Origin of the sequence: Crateriforma conspicua, from assembly GCF_007752935.1 — a bacterium.
In the GTDB taxonomy this organism is placed as follows: Bacteria; Planctomycetota; Planctomycetia; order Pirellulales; family Pirellulaceae; genus Crateriforma; species Crateriforma conspicua.
The window spans coordinates 1,073,128-1,092,758 of the sequence record NZ_CP036319.1 but is presented as its reverse complement, the minus strand read 5'-3'; the positions used below and the strand labels follow the sequence as shown (position 1 = coordinate 1,092,758).

The window sequence follows — 19,631 nt, the reverse complement described above, 5'->3', positions numbered from 1 at the left end:
TGACGAAGCCTGGGAAGATAGCGGCGTGGCAAAAGACGAATTCATCATCGATTTGGACCTGTTGGATCCCGACAAACCAATCGCGGATATCGAAGCGATTCGGGCGGTCAATCCACAGCGTCACGAGATGGAACAGCTGACGGCGATCCTGTACGAGGATCTGGACCGTAATGTCAGCGCCGCGCTGAAAGAAATCACCGCGGACGAATTTTGGGTCCGTGGCCACATGCCCGGCATGCCGTTGATGCCCGGTGTGATTATGCTGGAAGCCGCCGCGCAGTTGTCCAGCTATCACGCGTCCAAACACGATCTGTTGGGTTCGGCCATGGTCGGATTCGGCGGCTTGGACGAAGTCCGGTTCCGTGGCGTCGTCACCCCCGGCGACCGGCTGATCATCATGGTCTGCTTGGAAAAGGTTCGCCGCGGCCGCATGATCGTGGCCCGATTCCAAGGCGCCGTCGACGGCAAGTTGGTCGTCGAAGGTGTGCTGCGCGGCATCAGCATTCCGGTCGAACATGTGACCGGCCAAGCATCGACGTCCTGACCGGACACCATCAACGATCCGATTCGCTTACCGGATCCATCCACCGCCCAGCACGCGATCCCCGTCGTAAACCACCGCGGCCTGTCCCGGTGCGATCGCCTCTTGCGGGTCATCGAATTGAACTTCGAACTCGGTCCCCGTTTCGTTGGCCCACTGGACGCTGGCCGGCTTGGCCGTGCTGTTGTAGCGAATCTGAACGCCGACCTTGGGCGGTAATTCCGAACGGTCGACCAGCCAGTTCCCGTCGACCGCACTCAGACGCGGACGCTGCAATTCCGGCTTCTTGCCGATGACCACCTGCTTCGTATCCGGGTCGATGCGGACGACGAAGTAAGGTTCCCCCATTGCCACGCCCAGTTTTTTTCGCTGGCCGATGGTGAAGGCTTCGATCCCCGCGTGCTGACCCACGACGTCACCTTCGGTGGTCACGATATCACCGGCGGTTGCCCCCACCATTTCCGGACGGCGGGCTTTGACGAAATCGCTGTGGTGCCCCTGGGTGACGAAGCAGATTTCTTGGCTGTCTTTCTTGGTGGCGACACCCAGCCCCAAGGATTCGGCCATTTCACGAATCTGTGGCTTGGTGAAATCCCCCACCGGCAACATCATCCGTGACAGCCGGTCGCGTCCGATCCCGAACAACGCGTACGATTGATCCTTGTTCTGGTCGCGTCCACGGTGCAGCCGGCTGGAACCGCCATCGCGAACCATTCGTGCATAGTGGCCGGTGGCCACATAGTCGGCATCGACACCAGCGGCATAGTCGAACAGCCGCCCGAACTTGATCCAGTGGTTGCATTTCACACACGGATTGGGCGTCCGGCCGTTTAAATAATCATCGACGAAGTAGTCGACGATCCGGCGAAAATCTTGCTGCAGATCCAACGCATAAAACGGGATCTTGAACTTTGCCGCAACGCGACGGGCATCGGCCGCGTCGGTGGCGCTGCAACATCCCTGCTTGTGATCGGCACGCCCGTGAGCCATCGGCGCGACGACAGGCAATCCGGCGGCGGGTCCGCCGGAATCATCGACGCGGCACTGCTGGGCGGATTCCTCGCCGTGCCGCATGAAGACGCCGATCACGTCATGGCCGGCATCGGTCAGCAGGTGTGCCGCCACGCTGGAATCGACTCCACCGCTCATTGCCAGAACCACTCGTGCCATTTTGTGTCCGTGTGCTGTATAGTCCTAAACGTGTTGGTTCCATGCGGCCCATCGCATCGCCGGTAACCGTCCGAAAGGGTGGCCGCTTCACTTCGTCCCAAAACAAATCCCCGGGAGTCACTGACGTCATGGACGCCGAACTGGTTCAACGTAGCGAAGCGATCCGCGAGCGTTTGACACAACTGCAGGACTCTCTTTGACCACGCTGGCAAGCGATCCGAAATCAAGGCCATCGAGGCCAAGATGGGCGAGCCCAATTTTTGGGACAACAACGAAGAAGCGCAAGCGACCATCGCCACGTTAAAGGGATTGAAGTCGGTCGTCACCCCCATGGATGAGCTGTCCACGGCTGTCGAAGACATGGATGCCTTGTTCGAAATGGCCGAGGAAGACGAATCGATTGCGGCGGAAGTCGAATCGGAAATCAGTCGGCTGGAAGACGTCCTGGACGATCTGGAATTGAAAGCCCTGCTGAACGGCCCCAACGACCAAGCCGGCGCGATCCTGACCATCAATGCCCGCGACGGCGGCACCGATGCGAACGACTGGGCCGACATGTTGCTGCGGATGTACAGCGCCTGGGCGGTCGGTCAGGAATTCAAAATCGAACTGCTGGACCGCCAGGAGAACGAAGAAGCGGGGATCAACCATGCTTCGGTCGCCATCCGCGGCCCGATGGCCTATGGGTACCTCAAAGGCGAAGAAGGCATGCACCGGCTGGTCCGGATCAGCCCGTTCAACAGCGAAGGGAAACGTCAAACCAGCTTTGCTGCCGTCAGCGTTGCACCGGAAATCGACGATTCGATCGAAGTCGAAATCGAAAAGAAGGACGTCCGCGAAGACACCTATCGGGCCGGTGGTGCCGGTGGCCAGCACGTCAACAAAACCGACAGTGCCGTGCGTCTGACTCACGAACCGTCGGGCATCGTCGTGCAGTGCCAGAACGAGCGCAGCCAACACCAAAACCGGGCAACCGCTTGGAAGATGCTGCGGGCCAAGATGGCGCGTCTGGAAGAAGAACGACGCGAGGCCGAGGTGGCACAGAAATACGAATCGCAAGCCCGAACCGGATTCGGCAGCCAGATTCGCAACTATTTCTTGCACCCCGACCAACGTGTCAAAGACGCCCGAACCGGCCACTACGTTGGCAGTTTCAATAGCGTCATGGACGGCAGCGAACTGCAAGGGTTCTTGGACGCGTTTCTGCGTTTCCGTGCGGGCAAGGAAGTCAAGACCGACTGAGGGACCACGCCGCGGACATCACGCCGGTGTCAGCCGCTTTCACGCAGGCTGACACTGGCCCGCCGTGCGACCACGATATGGTCCAGAACGGTGATCCCGATCAGCTTTCCCGCCTCAGTCAACCGATCGGTCACCGCGTGGTCTTCGCGACTGGGCGTCGGATCACCGCTTGGGTGATTGTGCACCAGCAAGACGGCCGCCGCGGCATCGCGAATGGCCGGCCGGAACACTTCACGCGGGTGAACCAAACTGGCGTCCAACGTTCCCACGGTGATGCGATGCGTCCGCAGCGGCTGGTGCTTGGTATCCAGGGTCACGATGTGGAATTCTTCTTGAACCGCGTCGCCCGCCAAGTGCGCGAATCGCCGCGAGCAAAATGCGATCGCTTCGGTCGTGCTGGTGATGCGATCGATTTCCGGTTCGCGGTTGGCCTCCTCCGCTGCAACCCTTCGTCCCAGCTCGATGCCTGCCATGATCTGGCAATAACTGGGCTTGGTCACCGCCGGGCTGATCTGACGCAGATCCTCGTGTGATGACGTCCGCAAAGCCATCAGATCTTCGGCAAAACGATTGGCCACCTTGCGACCGCCGGTCGTCGCGGATTCGTTTCGCACGCCCACGCGAATCAGGATGGCCAACAATTCCGCGTTAGATAGTGCCGCGACGCCTTCGTTCAGCAATCGTTCACGTGGCCGTTCGTTGACCGGCATCTGTTTGACTTGATCGCCACAGATCTGACGATCGATCCACAGCTGAACCTCTTTGTCCGGATCGCGAACCGTCCAGCGGTACGATTCACCACTGGCCAACTGGTACTGTTCCAGCATTTGGTCGCGGACCATCTCATTCAGCGTGCGGGTGACGAATCCGGGATCCGCATCGGCGACCAGTTCCGCGGCCTCATCCCGTGTGAATCGTTCGTATCGCGCCAGGGGCTGCAACACATTGGTCAATCGTTGGCGACGTGGATCTTCCATCGTTCCGACGGCTCCCATACTCATGGACACAATCAACTTGGGGTATAGTCATCGCGTCATCCATTTTTGCCGATTCCGCGCCGCACGGATTGTCCCCATGGCAACCTTGTTCACTCAGATCGTTCAGCGAGAAATTCCGGCCGACATCGTTTACGAAGACGACCTGACACTTGCATTTCGCGACATTGCCCCCAAAGCCCCGACTCATATTCTGGTGATTCCTAAAAAGGAAATCGTGTCGCTGGCCGAATTGACCCCCGAAGACGAAGCGATCGTGGGTCGATGCGTGATGGTGGCCCACAAAGTCGCCCAGGCCGAAGGGCTGAACGGTGGCTATCGTCTGGTCTGCAACAGCGGCGACGACGGCGGCCAGGAAGTTCCCCATTTGCATTTTCACGTCTTGGGCGGACGCAAACTGACCTGGCCGCCGGGCTGACCTGGCCGCCGGGCTAATCCGTCACGCGGCCGCTGACACGTCATCGCCAAGCGATGCGATGGGAAAAATCGATAGTGATGAACCTGGATCGTTTCACCAGCGACCTTGCCGATCTGGAATCTCGAGGCCGGCGTCGACGTTTGATTCCCCGACGTATCGATGGGCGATTTTTGGTCGATGACGACGGCCGACGTTTACTGAACTTCGGCAGCAACGATTATTTGGGCTTTGCGTTGGCCTCGGCGACCCCATCGCCATCGACACACGCCGCCAACAACATCGCCGGCAGCACCGCCAGCGCCCTGGTGTGCGGGTGGACGCTGCAACATCATCGCTTGGCCGAATCGATTGCGGCATTGGAATCGACCGAATCGGCGGTGCTGTTCCCCAGTGGGTTTGCCGCCTGCAGTGGAACAATCGCCACGCTGGCGGCACCGGGCGATTTGATCCTCAGCGACGCACTGAATCATGCATCCCTGATCGACGGATGCCGTTTGTCCAAAGCCGATGTGGTGGTCTATCCGCACGGCGATGTCGCTTTCGTCCAGCAGCAATTGCAACAAACCGCGCGGGCCGGCCAGCGCGTCTGGATCGTGACTGACAGCATTTTCAGCATGGACGGCGACATCGCACCGCTGGCCGATTTGGTCGAAGTCGCACAGCGATATGACGCCGACCTGATTGTCGATGAAGCACACGGCACCGGCATCTTTGGCCAAGCTGGATCTGGTGTGGTGGAGATGTTGGGTCTGAAGAATGAAATCGCGGTTCGAATCGGAACGCTTAGCAAATCCATCGGTGCACAGGGTGGTTTTGTCGCCGGGCCCCAAGCGGTGATTGATTATCTGATCAACCATTGCCGGCCACTTATTTTCAGCACATCGTTATCCTCCGGTGCGGTCGCCGCCGCCCAACGATCGATTGATCAGATTCAAAGCGACCCGCAACCCCGCGTCCACGTACGCCGACTTTCCCGCCGTCTGCGTGAAGCGATCGGCCAGCAATGTGTTCCCGGCGACCCGGCGGCCGAAGTCCCCATCATTGCCCACATCGTTGGCAATGATTCCGCAGCGACCCAAGCGTCATTCGAACTGCAGCAAGCCGGTTTCTACGTACCCGCGATCCGTCCGCCCACGGTCCCCACCGGTACCGCCCGACTACGTATCTCGCTTTCGGCCATCCACACCGATGAAGACGTCGATCACTTGGCGTCGGCGCTGGCACGCTTGACCAAGGCATGAACAAGGTCCGAAAGAAACTGGACCCGACACGTTGATCAGCGAACCTGGACTCGGGTGCCCATTGGGATCTGCAATTCCCAGTCCGCAAACGTTGCCCAAGGGGTTCCCGCGTGCAGACGGACGCACCGATCCAGATGCTTGCGTGCTTGCCCGGCCAGCGGACGATTCAACGGGACTTGCAACACATCCGTGGGAATCCAGCGAACATGGTTGGCGACCTCCATCGCCCCCGTGGAAATCGATCGCGTCGCCGCTAAGTATTCGTTGGTTCGCACGATCCACGCCAACACACGCCCACGCGTTAAATCGAACGCGGCCTTCCATCGCGGTGATGACTCCGCGTCCCACAGCGGCTGCCAATCTTGAACCGCCTCAAAGTTGCGTTCCAACACCAGCAAGCGGTCCCGTGCGGCGATCAGGGACCGTGTGACTTCGTCCAGCGATTGCACGTACTGGTTGCGTTCTCCCACACGTCGCAAATGATCCTCCGGTGCATCCATCCGGAACGGGTCGACCCGATAATAGGCAGACGGCAGTTGCGCCGGTGGCGGTGCCGGAAAATTTGGATCCAGGCTGATTTGAACTGCCTGAAAAACGTACTGCCGAAGCGACGAAGTTCGGACCTCACGCGAATAGTCTTCGGCCGACTGCAGGCTGGGATGATAGCCGGGGGAATCGATCAAGTCGTACTGACCGATGGCCGGATCCGGATCTTTCCGATCAAACAACGTGTACCCGCCGCCGGTTTCCACCGCCAAACGCGACAAGGCATAGGTGCCGAAACCCGATGGAACCGCTTCGCGAAAGATGCCACCACACCAAGGAAACGCTTTGGCGTGTCGCCGGTCGGTTGGTGGTTCGTTTTGATACCAAAAGCCAGCCAGAAAGGTCTCCGGCATTGGCGTTTCCGGACCTTTGCGAACACGCGCCACGCGACGACCGTCGATCACTTGCCGGGTGATCTCGCGTCCAAAGACGGACGTGGCCCCCAAGACGTGAACGGCCACCCGATAGTGGCGACAATGCTGAATTGTGTTTTCCAGCATCGGCAAATCATCTCCGGATTCATCGGTCAAGATGACGATCATCATTCGATCGGGACCGACCCGGCGATCGCGATACTGCCGTAGCGTGTCTTGAATGGATCCCATCACGTTTTCATACCCCGACGAATCGACCGGCAATCGACGCATGGCCGCTAGGACGTCCGTCATTTCCTTGGTCGGTCTTTGTATCTCTTGGTGGCGACGACCGTATGCAATCACGGCCCCGTACAACTGTCCCTGGTAAACCGATTTGGACCGTGACGAAAGCTTCAGTTCGTTAAAGAACGCCGATGCCTGATTCGCCATCACCGCACGATTCTCCTTCAGACTGGTCGAAGAATCGAACAACCAAGCGACCAACAGATCTCCCTGAGTTAATTGCCCCTTGATTGCCGCCTGGACCGTTTCCATGGCCTGGGCCACTCCATCGGCGGCATGCAGCCCGGCGCCATCGGCCAAGTCCGCCGTCGCCAAAACCGGCGCCGGACTTTCGGCCATCGTGTCGACATCGGTGGATTTCACGGGGACAACCGGGCGATCGGCCGTTTCAATTTTGGGTAACGGCATGGGATCGGGTGTCGAAGCGTCGGACTGGCTGGCCGATATCGTTTCTGACTTTGCAGAAGGTTCCGGGTCGGCCGCAGGAAGCACCTCCAACGCCACATCGTTCCGCTGCGCCGCGTCTTCAAAGCGTCCGGCCAGAAACAGCGGCGAACCACCCGACCACGTGGGCAAAACCCACCAGGCCAGAAACAGCAGCAAAGCCAAATGGCACGCCAGCGAAATCGCCCAAGGACGAACGCGTACGAACATGGTTTGCCAAACCGGTCGGCGGTGTCCTGGACGATTCATCGTCGGGTTCGCGACTCGGTTGCGGGGAAAAGAATCACTGCGAAATCATCCGTGCGGTGGCCACGGCGGTCTGGTTTGAAACTAAGGGGGACGTCGCCTGAACGCAAATCGAATCAATCGCCCGGGCGCTGACCGACCACGGAAAGGCCGACGACTGATTATCTTGAGTCCTTCCGCAATTCGCGGCCGACGTCACCGATGCGCCGCCGACGCCGTTCCCAACGCCACCCGGAGATGACATGACCGGCATTCGACAAACGATCAGCCTGTCTGTTTTGATTTTTCTTTTCGGCATCACGCACCAAGTTTCTTCGGCACAGTCCCCTTTGAACACTCGGCCGACGGTGGGACTGCGAGAAAGCGAGCCCACGTTGACGGCGTTGACCGGGGCGACGGTGCGGCAAAGCCCTGAAGCCGATCCGATCCAGGCGACCGTTTTGATCGACGGCAACCGGATCTTGGATGTGGGACCGAACATCAACGTCCCCCCGGACGCCCGACAGATCGACTGCACCGGCCGATACATTTATCCAGGTTTGATCGACGCCTACAGCGAAACCGATGTTGATTGGTCGTCGGGGCAACAAGCCGGTGGCTACTGGAACCGATACGTGACGCCTCGCCGCAATGCGGACGATGGATCGGTCGTCGGTTCGTCCGCCATGCAAAGTCTGCGACAACAGGGCATTGCCATTCGATTGGTCGCGCCGGCCGGTCGCATTGTCAAAGGCCGCAGCGTCTTGCGACTGATGACGGACGATGAAACCCAGAGACAGATCCTGTCCGATCCACGCTGGGTCCACGTCCAATTGACCGTGCCGCGCCAGCGATTGTCAGGCGAAACCTATCCAAATTCGCCGATGGGTGCCACGTCGCTGGTGCGCCAAACTTTTTATGACGCTGACTGGTACGCAAAAGCATGGGCCGCATACCAAGCCGATCGCACCCTGCCGCGTCCGGAACGTAATTCCGATTTAGAAACGTTGGTTGACCAAATCGACGGATGCACGTTCGTGTTTGATGCCCCCAACGAACGCATGGCCGTACGTGCGGACAAGATCGCTCGCGAATTTTCCCTGAAGACCATCATCCACGGCAGCGGTCGGGAATATCGGGCGATCGACGACATCGTCAAGTCCGGCCGACCGATCCTTGTCCCGGTCGACTTTCCCGACAAGCCCGATGTTGCGATGGCATCGGCGCAGAATGACATGACACTACAGACGCTGTTGCACTGGCATCATGCGCCCAGCAATCCGGCTCGTTTGTCGGTCGCCGGCGTCCCGTTTTGCCTGACGACCGACGGTTTGGACGATGGCGAAGGCTTCTTGAAGGCCGTTCGCCGATCCATCGAACATGGCTTGGATGAATCGGCTGCCTTGGCCGCGGTGACAACGGTGCCGGCACAATTGCTTGGCATCGCCGATGACGCCGGAACCATCGAAGCGGGGAAACTTGCCAATCTGTTTCTCACTGACCAACCGTGGGACCACTCCGATGCCAAAGTCATCCGAACCTTTGTCGCGGGGAAAAGTTTCTGGGGCGATCGCAACGGGCAGACGAACAACGACCCGCTGCCGGGACGCTGGACTGCGTCGGGCACCGTAAACGGCCGAAAAACGCGTTTTGTGCTGACGATCAAACGCGACAAGCGAAACCGCTGGTCCGCTCAGGTGCAAAACCCTGCAATCAGTGAAGCTGAATCTGAGCCGGCAAGTGATGATGAAAAGGCGTCGACACCTAAACCGGTTTCTCTGGACGACGTCCGGCGCAACCAGATTCGTCTGACCGGAACGATCGACCAAGCCGACTTTGCCAAGGTGACCGACACTGCCCTACAGCCCGGCACAGCATTGCTTGAACTCATCACGTTCACCCGCGATCGTGAACCCAAAGTCGATGGCACCCTGGTCACCGCCGATGGCCGGCGTTGGTCGATTCGGTTGCAACCAGCGGCCAATAAAGACGTCTCGGAAACCCAAGACGGTGATACTTCGGCTGACACCGCAAAGGAATCGGCTGAGGACAGCGAGGTTGCCAAGACCGACGACATTCCCCTGCTGCATCCCTTGGGGGCTTACGGCACGACCGGTCTGCCCGATCAGCCGGCCGAAGTTCTGTTGACGAGGGCCACCGTTTGGACCTGCGCGGACGACGATCCAAAAGTCCAAGACGTGTTGATACGCGACGGCAAAATCGCGGCGGTGGGAACCGACTTGAAGACCACAGACAACGGCGCGGTGGTTTCATGCGACGGCAAACACATCACCCCGGGGATCATCGACTGTCATTCGCACATCGCAACCGATGGCGGCGTGAACGAAAGCGGTCAAGCCGTCTCGGCGGAAGTCCGCATTGGTGATTTCATCGACGACAGTGACATCACTATCTTTCGGCACCTTGCCGGTGGCGTCACCACCGCCAACATCTTGCACGGATCCGCCAATCCGATCGGCGGCCAGAACCAAGTGATCAAGATGCGATGGGGCGGACGAATGGATCAACTGCGGTTCAAGGACGCGCCGGCGGGAATCAAGTTTGCCTTGGGAGAAAACGTCAAGCGGAACCCAGGGCGATACCCCAACACACGGATGGGCGTGCAAGAGATCATTCGCGATCAGCTTTTGGCCGCACGGCAGTACGATCACCGTCGACGTTCCATGTCGGATCCTTCCACGCACCAGTTGCCGGTACGTCGTGACTTGCAATTGGACGCGTTATCACAAGTCCAGCGTGGCGAACGTTGGATTCACTGTCACAGTTATCGTCAGGACGAAATCTTGGCAACGCTGTCATTGTTGGAAGAATTCGGCATTCAAATCGGCACGTTGCAGCACATCCTGGAAGGCTACAAAGTCGCCGATGCGATGAAACGACACGGTGCGATGGGTTCATCGTTTTCGGACTGGTGGGCTTATAAGTTCGAAGTCTACGACGCGATCCCTTACAACGGCGTGTTGATGAACGATGCGGACGTGGTGGTTTCCTACAACAGCGACGACGCGGAACTGGGCCGGCACTTGAACACCGAAGCCGCGAAAGCGACCAAGTATGGCGGTGTCGCGGCCACCCAAGCCTTGCGTTTTGTCACCCTGCATCCTGCACGGCAACTGCGCATCGACGACCGGGTCGGTTCGATCGAATCTGGCAAAGACGCCGACTTGGTGATCTGGAGCGGTCCGCCACTGTCGACCACCACACGCTGTGAACAAACGTGGATCGACGGCCGCTGCTATTTCAGCTTGGACAAAGAAGCACAGTGGCACCAGCGTGACCAAACACTACGGCAAACACTGATCCAAAAGGTTCTGGCTGACGGCAAACCGTCCGGCGACGACGCAACTGGCGACAAAACGGTGGCCGAAGAAGATCGCTGGCTGCGTTACGACGCTTTTTGCACCACGCGACAGCAATGAACGGTTCACGCCCCAATCCACTGACCGTATCGGACACCGCCTCCGTCCGCCGCTTCCATCCAAGTCGAATGCCCCCATATCAGATCGAGCCAATCGACATGCACCGCTTTATCACACAACGCTTCGCGATCCCTTCGGCACGTCTGTGGGTGGCTGCGATCGGATGGATCTGTCTGTCGGTCGTGTCGGCCAGCGATCAAGTTCCCGCGCCGCCACAGTCGCGTCCCATCGTCATTCGCGGCGCCACGCTGCATCGGGTCGATCAACCCGTGATGCAAAACGGTGACTTGCTGTTTGACGACGGCCGGATCACCGGGATCGGTTCGGATATCGACATTCCCGACAACGCAAAAATCATTGATGCGGCGGGCAAGCATGTTTATCCCGGCTTGATCGAATCGATGACCGATTTGGGGCTGCGTGAAATCAGCAACCAAAGTGCGACAGTCGACAACACCGAATTCGGCAGCATCAATCCCAACGCAAAATCATGGGTGGCCGTGAACCCGGACAGCGAATTGATCCCCGTCGCCAGGTCCGGCGGGGTGTTGTTGGCCAACGTCGCGCCGCTGGGACGATGGATTCGTGGCCAATCGGCGGTCATGATGCTGGACGGCTGGACCTATCAAGATATGGTGCTGTCGGCACCCTCGGGGTTGTGTCTGAACTGGGACCACATCACCGGACGTGGCGGGGACGCGGACCTGGCACGCCGCGACGAGCGATTGGATGAATTCACAGAACGGTTGGACCAAGCACGACGATACGCGCTGGGACGGCAACGAGATGGCGAAAGGACACACGCGGATTTGCGATTGGAAAGCCTGATCCCGGTTATCGAAGGCCGAGTCCCCGTGATTGCGACAGCCAACCGCCAGTCGGCCATTGAATCCGCGGTCGCCTTTTGTCGCTCACAATCGCTGCGTCTGATCATTCACGGTGGGTTCGACGCCGAACAGTGCGCCGAGTTGTTGAAGGCTAATGACATCGGCGTTCTGATCCCGGGCACCTATCGTTTGCCGATTCGGCGAAGTGACCGTTATGACGCGGCCTACACGTTGCCCGCCAGGCTACAGCGTGCCGGCGTTCGTTTTGCCATCGGGGGCGAAGGATCCGGATCACCCGGCGGTGCTTCGCTGACGCAAAACTTGCCGTACCACGCCGGATGTGCGGTCGCCTATGGACTTTCGCGTCAGGATGCTTTGCGATCGATCACTCTGTCGCCCGCGGAAATCTTGGGCGTCGAAGATCGTGTCGGTTCGCTAACGGTCGGAAAGGACGCGACACTGTTGATCGCCGATGGCGACATTTTGGAAACGGAGACACAGGTCACCGATGCTTTCATCACCGGACGCCCCGTCGACCTGAGCAATCGCCATACGATGCTGCACCAGAAATACCGCCAAAAGTACCGGCAAGCGAATCGCTAGACCGGTGCGATCAAACGCCTTCGCGACGCATCGTCAGTTCCCGACGGATTGAACGGCCCGCGACGAATTGATTGGGCACAAAGCTGTTTTGATCCAGCGGCACATCAACCTGCACAGTGATCTCCGGTGTATCCCGTTGAATTTGGGCCGGGCGAATTTGGATGTTGTAATTGGTGACGCCGATGGTCCCCAAAACTCGTTCCGCTTCGGTACGTGCGTCGGCCGCGGTTCCACCGGGGATGATCGCGATCCGGGCGGCTTCATAGACCGCATTGTCGGCCGTGTGGCGGATCATCGCCACGCGGCAAAATTCGAACGCGGCGAAAAAGAACAGGAACACGATCGGTGCCGTCACCGCGAATTCCACCATGGTCGCACCACGGCGGTCACGTCGCGTGGCTGGTCGGCGGGAAAGCCCTGCTGCCGAGCGATCCCCGGCCGGAAAGATTTGCTTGGACATCATTCGGTAATCATCGTGCTGAGGGTCAATGCGATTTCGCGATAGATCTGTTCCAACTGCAAACCGTTGTCGGCGTGGTAATGATTGCCGCCACCGATCGTGGCGACTTCACGCATCCGCGTCAGGTCGGCGTTGCCGCCAAAGGTGATCGTGTGAATCGTGACGTTGTTGGCGGCCAATTGATTGGCGACGACGCGAGGTTCTGGCCCGCGGTTGTGCCGGCCATCGGTCATCACCACCATCGTGCGTTCTACAAAATCGGGCGATCGTCCGGACAACATGATGGCACGACCGGCGGACATCCCGCGTGAAATGCTGGTGAATCCGCCGACCCGCATCGCCCCCATGGCTACGCTGATCTCCGCCAAATTCTCGGTCAGTTGCACATCTTCGCTGGCACGGTCGTTGTAGGAAGCCAACCCGACACGTTCATCCACCGGCGTGTTGTTCAGCGTGTTGACGAAGACGTTGATCGCGTTGGACAAGTCCGCAAACTTTTGACCGGCCATCGACCCGCTGCGGTCAACCACCAGCACGACGTCGCGTTCGATGTAAGTCGCCGTGGCGTTGGCCACCGGTTCAAACGAACTGACGCCCAAGATGTTTCCGAAAAACAATGGCACGGCCCCCGACGGCGAATCCGCGGTCCGGCGTCCGAGCACACGCACGCTGTTTAGCGGCACTTGGTCCGCGGTGAATGCGTAACGGCCGCCGTTTTGTTCTTGGCTGCGTCCGAACTGGAAATCGCCGGCGGGAATCACCAACGGGTCTCCGTTGACGCTGTTCGCCGCAGCGATTTGCTGGCCACGCTGAACCGCTTGATTGCGGTCCAGGGTGTCCGACAAAGTGGCCGCAGCGGCTTTGGCGGCCGCATCGGTCGCGGTTCGCAATTCAGTACGCGACAGGTGCATCTGAGCGACGTCGACGGAGAAGGCCACCGCCACCATGAAGCCCAAAAGCATCACGGCGATCAAGACCAGCATTGCGCCGCGACGACGACGGGAAGGAGCCGTTCGTTTCATCGTTGGGACAGAACCATTTTTGGAGTTAACAGAGACAGCGGAACGGGCGAGCATCGATCGTGACGCGATCGCAAGGCATCGACACATCACTCTTTGATCATGACGACACGTGACCGAATCGTTCGATTGGCGATGAATTGCCCGGCCAGCGGACTGTTGGGCTGTGTGGGTGCACTGACTTCGACAACGATTTCGTCACCGCGATCCGCGTCGGCAGATTCACCCGATGGAAAGGCCACCGCGTAGCCTTGGACGCCACGTGAATTCAAGATATTTTCGATCCGCTGTCGTGCCGTGGCATTGCTGCCTTCGTTGCGAATCGCGTCACGAACGCCTTCGTAGGCGGAAACGCTGATCGACTGCTTCAAGAAAATGAAGCTGGATGCTTCGATCGACCCGAACACCAGCAACACCAGCACCGGCAGACAGACGGCAAACTCCACCGCAGCAGCCCCTCGTCGAGCGCGGTGTTGCACCGGAGATTTCCGGCAACCGTGCTGGAATCGAGCTGGCATCTTTGGATCGTCGGTGAGTGAACCGGTGGGAAGCGGAAACAACATCGGCAACGCTTGGTGGATAGGAGTGAACCAGAAATCGGAACGGCCGGAGAATCTCGATCAAGACGCAGCTTCGGCATCAACGCCGTTGCCCGAGTCGTCCCGGGCACCGGCTTCCTGAGATGCGATGCGGCGAATCAGTCGGTTGAAGTCGTCCGCCATCTCCGCCCAATAATCGCTGGTACGGAACTTCAACGGTCCCACCGGACGACCTTCGCCGGCATCGCGGAGAGCTTGACGCAACCGGCTGATCGGACCGGCAAACCGGTTAGTCAGCTTCAAGGTGTCCCAGATGAAGGCCGGGATCAGCGTCATCGTCACGATGAAGAAGGGCAGGAATCGGGTCCAGCATTCTTGGAACGCTTCGGACCAGCCGGCCTCAGGTTGCTCGAACAATCGCAACCAAATCATCAAGGCCAAGGTGTTGCAGAAGAACAACGCCACCCAGTGCAGCGCGATTTTTCGCAAAATGCCTCCCTGGACTTCGCTGTCAACGATCGTCTTTTTGCGGCGGGCGGTGGTTACGGTTGCGGACATAGCGTTGGCGTCGCGGTGGGTCGGAGTCGTCGATGGAATCCGCGATGAATCCGAATGCCGCGTGTTTGCAGCGATCGGTCGGGAATCCGGTTTATCGAACGCTAGAACACAAACCGTCCCCGTGCAGCCACATCGACGTCGGGGGGATAGAAATTGGCCCTGGCAAACGTCGGGTCGCGTTCGTTGTTTCCGCCGCGCCGGGATGTTGCCAAAGCTCCACACGCCCGATAATCGTCGTTTTCAATACGACCCGCCCCGACGTGACCCTGCGTTCGCGTCGCGAATGATGTTCCCAACCAAGGATTCCGGCTCAACGTCATGACGGACGCCCCCTCTCATTCCGAATCCCACGACGAGTCGCCCGCCCAGAAACCCTCCGTCGCGGTCGAAACGCATGCCGGCCACGATTTGGAAGGCAGCATGCTGGACCGTGTCCGCCAGTGGACCGATCTGTTGCCGTGGATCCGACTGGTCAACGTCTTGCGGCTGGCCGGTTCGCCCGTCTGGCTATTGATCGTCACGGTGGCATCGCTGATCTGGGGCGGCGGGTTGTGGATCTTTGGCGGGCCATTGAGCCCTTGGTTTTCCATCGGCGACGCATCGTCTTGGGTTGGATCGGCGGCGGAACCGTTGTCCTGGTTTTGCACGGTCACCGGATCAATCAATCCGTTGGTCCTTTGCTTTGCGGGCTTTTCCTGGTTGGCCTGGCTGACGGCGTGGATCTGGACATCGCTTTGTTGGACCACACCGATGCTGGCGTTGGCTCGTCAGGGAGCTCTGCTGACCGCAGGTCGGCCGATCGAATCGATCTCGCGAATCGTGCCCCTGGCGCTGCAGCGTACGCCCCAAGCGTGGCTGGTCATGGTCACACCCGCCGTGTGCACCGGGATTTTGCTGGTTCCCGTTGCGGCCGTCGCCTGGTTGGTTTCGATCGCGGGCGACCCCCTCTGGCTTTCCGCTCCCGCGGCGGTCCTGTGCCTTTTGGTGTTAATTCCGGCGGGGATTTTGGGAATGGGCAGCCTGGTCGCCGTCCCTTCGGCGATGGCGGCGATCATCAACGAGCCTTCGGCGGACCCGCTGGATTCGCTCAGCCGAGGCTACGAAAATCTGTTTCGTCGGCCACTGCACTTGGTCGCCTACCTGTTGATCGGCTTTTTTGTCGTCACCGTCGTGTCCTGGCTGGTGGGGATCGTTGCGACCGGCACCGGACAGATGGCGGCGGGTGTAATCGAACCCTTTGCAATCGTCACCAATGCCGTCTCGTCGTCCGATCCGTCTGGATTGAACGTCGAACCGATCGCCGTCGAACCGTGCCGCTTCGCCGGAGTGATCCTTGCGGGGCTGAAATTATTGCCAGTGGTGATCGCGTTTGCGTTAAGCTGGGGACTGATCGGCGGCATCTATCTGTTGCTGCGTCGTGACTGTGGCGGACAAGAAGTGGAAGACCTCTGGGCGCCAAGTGTTCCCGCCACCTCCCTTCCCGAGTTGCCTTCGGCGGCAAAGAACGAATGAACGATTTGAATCAAGAACGGCTGGTGACGGTCGCCGAACGTTCGACCGAAGTCGCCGCAAACATTTTGGTCAGTGTGTTGGCCGAAAACGGCATTCGAGCGATTGCGACGGGAGGCTTCACGGCCGGCTTTCGGGCCGAAGCCCCCGGCTGGGTCCAAGTCAAGACGTTGGAAGATCAAGCCGATCAGGCTCGCGAATTGATTGCGGAAATCGAAGAAGTCGAAGAATAACTCCGCCAGGTCCTCCACGACGCCCAGCCCACCGGATCACTTCGCCGATCCCCATCCCGCCTTATTCCACCCCACCACCGAACGCCCAGGACAGTCCATGTCGTCAGGCAATCGTTATCACGCCGCCGCGTTGATTCGGCCGGTGCTGATCTTGCTCGCACTTACGATCACGCTCCGGGCGCCGCAGGCCGGCGGTCAAGAAAGCGGACCAGCCACCGATGACACGTGGGACGTTACCGAGGGCGAGAAACTTTTTGCGCTGGACGTCTTTCCCGTGCTACGTGACAAGTGCTTTGGTTGCCACAGCGACGCCGCCGATCCGCTGCAGGGCGGACTGAACCTGCAAACACGCGACGGCATGTTGGCCGGTGGCGACGAATACGGTGACGTCATCGTCGAACCGGGCGAAGCCGAATACAGTGCTTTGGTCGCGATGATCGCCCGCGAAGAAGTCGGGTATGAAATGCCGCCCAAGGAAGCCGACCGTTTGACCGACACGCAGGTCCAAGCGGTCGCGGCGTGGGTCGACGCCGGCGCACCATGGCCGGACGAAGACCGGGTCCAACAGATCTATGAACGTTTCGCCGAAGGCGTCAGCGTGCGAACCAGTGGCGGGCTGGCGGATGACTGGACCCAGCGAAAATACAAGCCGGAAGACCTGTGGGCATTCCAGCCCTTGCACCGGAGCTTTGAACATCAGTCAATCGACGGCTTCATCGACGCAAAGCTGCGTGACCGCGATATCGAACCTGCACCGCCGGCGGACCGGCGTACGCTGATCCGACGCGTGACTTTTGACCTGATCGGATTGCCGCCCAGCCCCCAGGAAGTCGACGCGTTCATCAATGATCCGGCGGATGATGACACGGCGTTGGCCACGTTGGTCGACCGACTGTTGGAAAGCCGACACTACGGGGAACAGTGGGGCCGACACTGGTTGGACGTGACGCGGTATGCCGACAGCAGCGGCTTCGCCAACGACTGGGAACGTCCCAACGCTTGGCGATTTCGCGACTATGTGATCCGATCCTTCAACAGCGACAAGCCTTACGATCAATTCGTGATCGAACAATTGGCAGGGGACGAATGGGCCGACCAATTGAAGCAGTCGGGCGATCTGGACGAACAACAACAAGCCGAATTGCTGGTGGCCGCCGGATACCTACGGATGGGACCTTGGGAACAAACGGCGATGAGTGTTGCGAAGGTGACGCGACAGCAATACTTGGATGACGTGACCGATTCGGTCGGCCAAGTGTTCTTGGCACAACCACTGCAGTGCTGCCGATGCCATGACCATAAGTTCGACCCGATCCCGACCCGCGATTACTACAGCATCCAAGCCACCTTTGCGACGACCCAATTCGCCGAACGCAAAACGGCCTGGATCGACGAAGAAAATCGTGACGGCATGTCGCACGACCGGCGATACCACCAACAACGACGCGAACACAACGCACAAAACTTGGCGGAGATTTCCAAAATCAAGCGTCAGCGTGAAGCGGAATGGTTGGCCGACAAAGGCATCCCCTTTCCTTCGATGAACGCGGCAAAGAAAGCGGGCGTGGTCGATGACGATTTGTTGAACCAACCTTTGCTGACGCCTGAAGAACTTGGCAAAGAAAGAATCTGCCGAAAATGGAAAACGCGATTCGACTGGGAAATGGATCGCTATGAACCGTACGCGTTCACCGTCTACAGCGGCACACGGGGACCGGGAAACCAAATGAACTCCCGTTTTAGGGTGCCCGCCAACGCGATGAAGGGCCCCCCACCAAACACTCATATTTTGACCGGGGGCGATCCCTTTGGTGATGGTCCCGCCGTATCGCCCGGTGTCTTGTCGGCATTACCCGGCGTCGTCGACGAAACCGGCACGGTTGTCCGTCAAATGCCATCCTCTGTCAAAGGCCGGCGTCTTGCTTTGGCTCGCTGGATCGTGGATGCCGACAATCCGCTGACGCCGCGTGTCATCGTCAATCGCATTTGGTCATATCATTTCGGGCGTGGCATCGCGGGCAACCCGAACAACTTCGGTGCAACAGGCAAAAAACCGACGCATCCAAAATTGCTGGATTGGCTGGCCGTTCAGTTCCGTGATCAGGGTTGGTCAATCAAATCGTTGCACCGGATGATCATCAACAGCAAAGCGTATCGCCGCAGTGCGTCGCATCCGTCGGTTGCCTTGTTGGCCGAAGCCGACCCGAATGACGAACTGTACGCCAGGTTCCTGCCGCGGCGGTTGGCCGCCGAGGAGATCCGCGATGCGATGCTGCGTGTCAGTGGTGAATGGAATCCGGCCGTCGGTGGAATTCCGATCCGGCCGGACATGAATTTGGAAGCCTCGTTACAGCCGCGGATGATCATGGGGACTTTCGCCCCCAGTTACGTGGCGGACCCGTTGCCCGAGCGTCGAAATCGCCGTTCGATCTATGTGCATCGAACGCGTGGGCAACGGATGCCGATGATGGAGACATTCAACCAACCCGGGTCCGAAACGTCGTGCGAACTGCGTGACCAAAGCAATGTCACACCACAAGCATTCACGTTGATCAACAGCGAAGAAACCAACGACCGCGCATTGGCATTGGCTGATCGTGTTCGCCGAGACGTCGAGTCAGACAATCGCAGGGCGGTGATCCGTCGATTGTTCGACCTGACCCTGCAGCGTCCACCGTCCGATGAAGAAATCGAATGGTCGATCGCCCACTGGGATCGCATGATCCCCTGGCACCAAAAGACAACCGTCGGCCGCGCGGATCGCCCTGAAAAAGTCGTGCGCGAAGCGATCGATGAAAATACGGGGAAACCCTTCCAATTCACCGAGCGATTGTTTGCCCACGATGACTATGTCCCGGACCTGCTTCCGGTGGACGTTGATGCCGATGTCCGCGCATTGGCCGATGTCGCTTTGATGCTTTTGAACACCAACGAGTTCATGTACGTGTACTAGCGGCCGACT

The 19,631-nt window shown here is 59.2% G+C and carries 16 protein-coding genes; 9 read left to right on the top strand and 7 right to left on the bottom strand.

The genetic code is table 11. The annotated features are described in order from the left end of the window. The first annotated feature begins 25 nt into the window (after positions 1-25). On the top strand, positions 26-544 hold the full coding sequence (locus Mal65_RS03960; protein ID WP_145293847.1) for a 3-hydroxyacyl-ACP dehydratase FabZ family protein: 519 nt from the start codon (positions 26-28) through the stop codon (positions 542-544). A gap of 27 nt (positions 545-571) precedes the next feature. On the opposite strand, the gene mnmA is transcribed toward Mal65_RS03960, so the two are convergent. Beyond that, positions 572-1,711 carry a tRNA 2-thiouridine(34) synthase MnmA gene (gene mnmA, locus Mal65_RS03955; protein ID WP_145293845.1) on the bottom strand — a complete coding sequence of 380 codons (1,140 nt, stop codon included), beginning with the start codon at positions 1,709-1,711 and terminating at the stop codon, positions 572-574. 128 nt (positions 1,712-1,839) lie between these two features. Between mnmA and prfB the strand changes: the two genes are divergently transcribed. Next, positions 1,840-2,953, top strand: a protein-coding gene (prfB, locus tag Mal65_RS03950; protein ID WP_196784549.1) for a peptide chain release factor 2 whose coding sequence is annotated in 2 segments (ribosomal slippage) — positions 1,840-1,908 and positions 1,910-2,953 — 1,113 coding nt in all. Because the reading frame shifts where the segments join, the coding sequence is not laid out codon by codon here. Between the two features lie 29 nt (positions 2,954-2,982). On the opposite strand, the gene radC is transcribed toward prfB, so the two are convergent. Continuing rightward, positions 2,983-3,954 (bottom strand): RadC family protein, encoded by a 972-nt coding sequence (radC, locus tag Mal65_RS03945; protein ID WP_196784548.1) that lies wholly within the window; start codon positions 3,952-3,954, stop codon positions 2,983-2,985. A 73-nt stretch (positions 3,955-4,027) separates the two neighbouring features. On the opposite strand from radC, the gene Mal65_RS03940 reads away from it, so the two are divergent. Together Mal65_RS03940 and bioF are read left to right on the top strand one after the other, a co-directional pair. Continuing rightward, the gene (locus Mal65_RS03940) at positions 4,028-4,366 is read left to right on the top strand and encodes a histidine triad nucleotide-binding protein (protein ID WP_145293843.1); all 339 of its coding nucleotides are present in this window, start codon (positions 4,028-4,030) and stop codon (positions 4,364-4,366) included. A 77-nt stretch (positions 4,367-4,443) separates the two neighbouring features. Continuing rightward, complete coding sequence (gene bioF / locus Mal65_RS03935; RefSeq protein WP_145293841.1) at positions 4,444-5,607, top strand: 8-amino-7-oxononanoate synthase; 1,164 nt, start codon at positions 4,444-4,446, stop codon at positions 5,605-5,607. A 35-nt stretch (positions 5,608-5,642) separates the two neighbouring features. Here bioF and Mal65_RS03930 read toward each other — a convergent pair whose 3' ends face one another. After that, entirely contained in the window at positions 5,643-7,505 is a 1,863-nt protein-coding gene (locus Mal65_RS03930; protein WP_145293839.1) for a vWA domain-containing protein, read from the bottom strand. 239 nt (positions 7,506-7,744) lie between these two features. On the opposite strand from Mal65_RS03930, the gene Mal65_RS26915 reads away from it, so the two are divergent. Beyond that, a complete protein-coding gene (locus tag Mal65_RS26915; protein ID WP_196784546.1) occupies positions 7,745-10,921 on the top strand; it encodes an amidohydrolase family protein in 3,177 nt (1,058 codons plus the stop codon). A 98-nt stretch (positions 10,922-11,019) separates the two neighbouring features. After that, complete coding sequence (locus tag Mal65_RS03920; protein WP_145293837.1) at positions 11,020-12,351, top strand: amidohydrolase family protein; 1,332 nt, start codon at positions 11,020-11,022, stop codon at positions 12,349-12,351. A 10-nt stretch (positions 12,352-12,361) separates the two neighbouring features. Here Mal65_RS03920 and Mal65_RS03915 read toward each other — a convergent pair whose 3' ends face one another. The 4 genes from Mal65_RS03915 to Mal65_RS03900 all read right to left on the bottom strand — a co-directional run bounded on the left by Mal65_RS03915 (position 12,362) and on the right by Mal65_RS03900 (position 14,927). Next, positions 12,362-12,814, bottom strand: coding sequence for a TadE family protein (locus Mal65_RS03915; protein ID WP_196784545.1), 453 nt, complete (start codon positions 12,812-12,814; stop codon positions 12,362-12,364). Further along, positions 12,811-13,833 carry a vWA domain-containing protein gene (locus Mal65_RS03910; protein WP_196784544.1) on the bottom strand — a complete coding sequence of 341 codons (1,023 nt, stop codon included), beginning with the start codon at positions 13,831-13,833 and terminating at the stop codon, positions 12,811-12,813. Before Mal65_RS03910 ends, Mal65_RS03915 begins: the two co-directional genes overlap by 4 nt. Before the next feature lie 86 nt (positions 13,834-13,919). Beyond that, positions 13,920-14,348, bottom strand: coding sequence for a TadE/TadG family type IV pilus assembly protein (locus Mal65_RS03905; RefSeq protein WP_145293835.1), 429 nt, complete (start codon positions 14,346-14,348; stop codon positions 13,920-13,922). Between the two features lie 102 nt (positions 14,349-14,450). Continuing rightward, the gene (locus tag Mal65_RS03900; protein ID WP_145293833.1) at positions 14,451-14,927 is read right to left on the bottom strand and encodes a hypothetical protein; all 477 of its coding nucleotides are present in this window, start codon (positions 14,925-14,927) and stop codon (positions 14,451-14,453) included. A gap of 318 nt (positions 14,928-15,245) precedes the next feature. Here Mal65_RS03900 and Mal65_RS03895 point away from each other — a divergent pair, with 318 nt between their 5' ends. The 3 genes from Mal65_RS03895 (at position 15,246) to Mal65_RS03885 (ending at position 19,622) form a co-directional block, all read left to right on the top strand. Continuing rightward, positions 15,246-16,439, top strand: a complete 1,194-nt coding sequence (locus tag Mal65_RS03895) for a hypothetical protein (protein ID WP_145293831.1) — start codon at positions 15,246-15,248, stop codon at positions 16,437-16,439. Continuing rightward, on the top strand, positions 16,436-16,669 hold the full coding sequence (locus Mal65_RS03890) for a putative signal transducing protein (protein ID WP_145293829.1): 234 nt from the start codon (positions 16,436-16,438) through the stop codon (positions 16,667-16,669). The genes Mal65_RS03895 and Mal65_RS03890 overlap by 4 nt, the downstream gene beginning before the upstream one ends. Before the next feature lie 97 nt (positions 16,670-16,766). Further along, positions 16,767-19,622: a PSD1 and planctomycete cytochrome C domain-containing protein gene (locus tag Mal65_RS03885; RefSeq protein ID WP_145293827.1), complete on the top strand. Its 2,856-nt coding sequence runs from the start codon at positions 16,767-16,769 to the stop codon at positions 19,620-19,622. Positions 19,623-19,631: the final 9 nt, after the last annotated feature.

Excerpts from the sequence above, each read along its gene's own strand:
- Mal65_RS03940 (WP_145293843.1), top strand. The coding sequence starts at position 4,028 with ATGGCAACCTTGTTCACTCAGATCGTTCAGCGAGAAATTCCGGCCGAC.
- Mal65_RS26915 (WP_196784546.1), top strand. The coding sequence starts at position 7,745 with ATGACCGGCATTCGACAAACGATCAGCCTGTCTGTTTTGATTTTTCTT.
- Mal65_RS03910 (WP_196784544.1), bottom strand. The coding sequence starts at position 13,833 with ATGAAACGAACGGCTCCTTCCCGTCGTCGTCGCGGCGCAATGCTGGTC.
- Mal65_RS03905 (WP_145293835.1), bottom strand. The coding sequence starts at position 14,348 with ATGCCAGCTCGATTCCAGCACGGTTGCCGGAAATCTCCGGTGCAACAC.
- radC (WP_196784548.1), bottom strand. The coding sequence starts at position 3,954 with ATGAGTATGGGAGCCGTCGGAACGATGGAAGATCCACGTCGCCAACGA.
- Mal65_RS03900 (WP_145293833.1), bottom strand. The coding sequence starts at position 14,927 with ATGTCCGCAACCGTAACCACCGCCCGCCGCAAAAAGACGATCGTTGAC.
- mnmA (WP_145293845.1), bottom strand. The coding sequence starts at position 1,711 with ATGGCACGAGTGGTTCTGGCAATGAGCGGTGGAGTCGATTCCAGCGTG.
- Mal65_RS03915 (WP_196784545.1), bottom strand. The coding sequence starts at position 12,814 with ATGATGTCCAAGCAAATCTTTCCGGCCGGGGATCGCTCGGCAGCAGGG.
- Mal65_RS03930 (WP_145293839.1), bottom strand. The coding sequence starts at position 7,505 with ATGAATCGTCCAGGACACCGCCGACCGGTTTGGCAAACCATGTTCGTA.
- Mal65_RS03895 (WP_145293831.1), top strand. The coding sequence starts at position 15,246 with ATGACGGACGCCCCCTCTCATTCCGAATCCCACGACGAGTCGCCCGCC.
- Mal65_RS03890 (WP_145293829.1), top strand. The coding sequence starts at position 16,436 with ATGAACGATTTGAATCAAGAACGGCTGGTGACGGTCGCCGAACGTTCG.
- Mal65_RS03920 (WP_145293837.1), top strand. The coding sequence starts at position 11,020 with ATGCACCGCTTTATCACACAACGCTTCGCGATCCCTTCGGCACGTCTG.
- Mal65_RS03885 (WP_145293827.1), top strand. The coding sequence starts at position 16,767 with ATGTCGTCAGGCAATCGTTATCACGCCGCCGCGTTGATTCGGCCGGTG.
- bioF (WP_145293841.1), top strand. The coding sequence starts at position 4,444 with ATGAACCTGGATCGTTTCACCAGCGACCTTGCCGATCTGGAATCTCGA.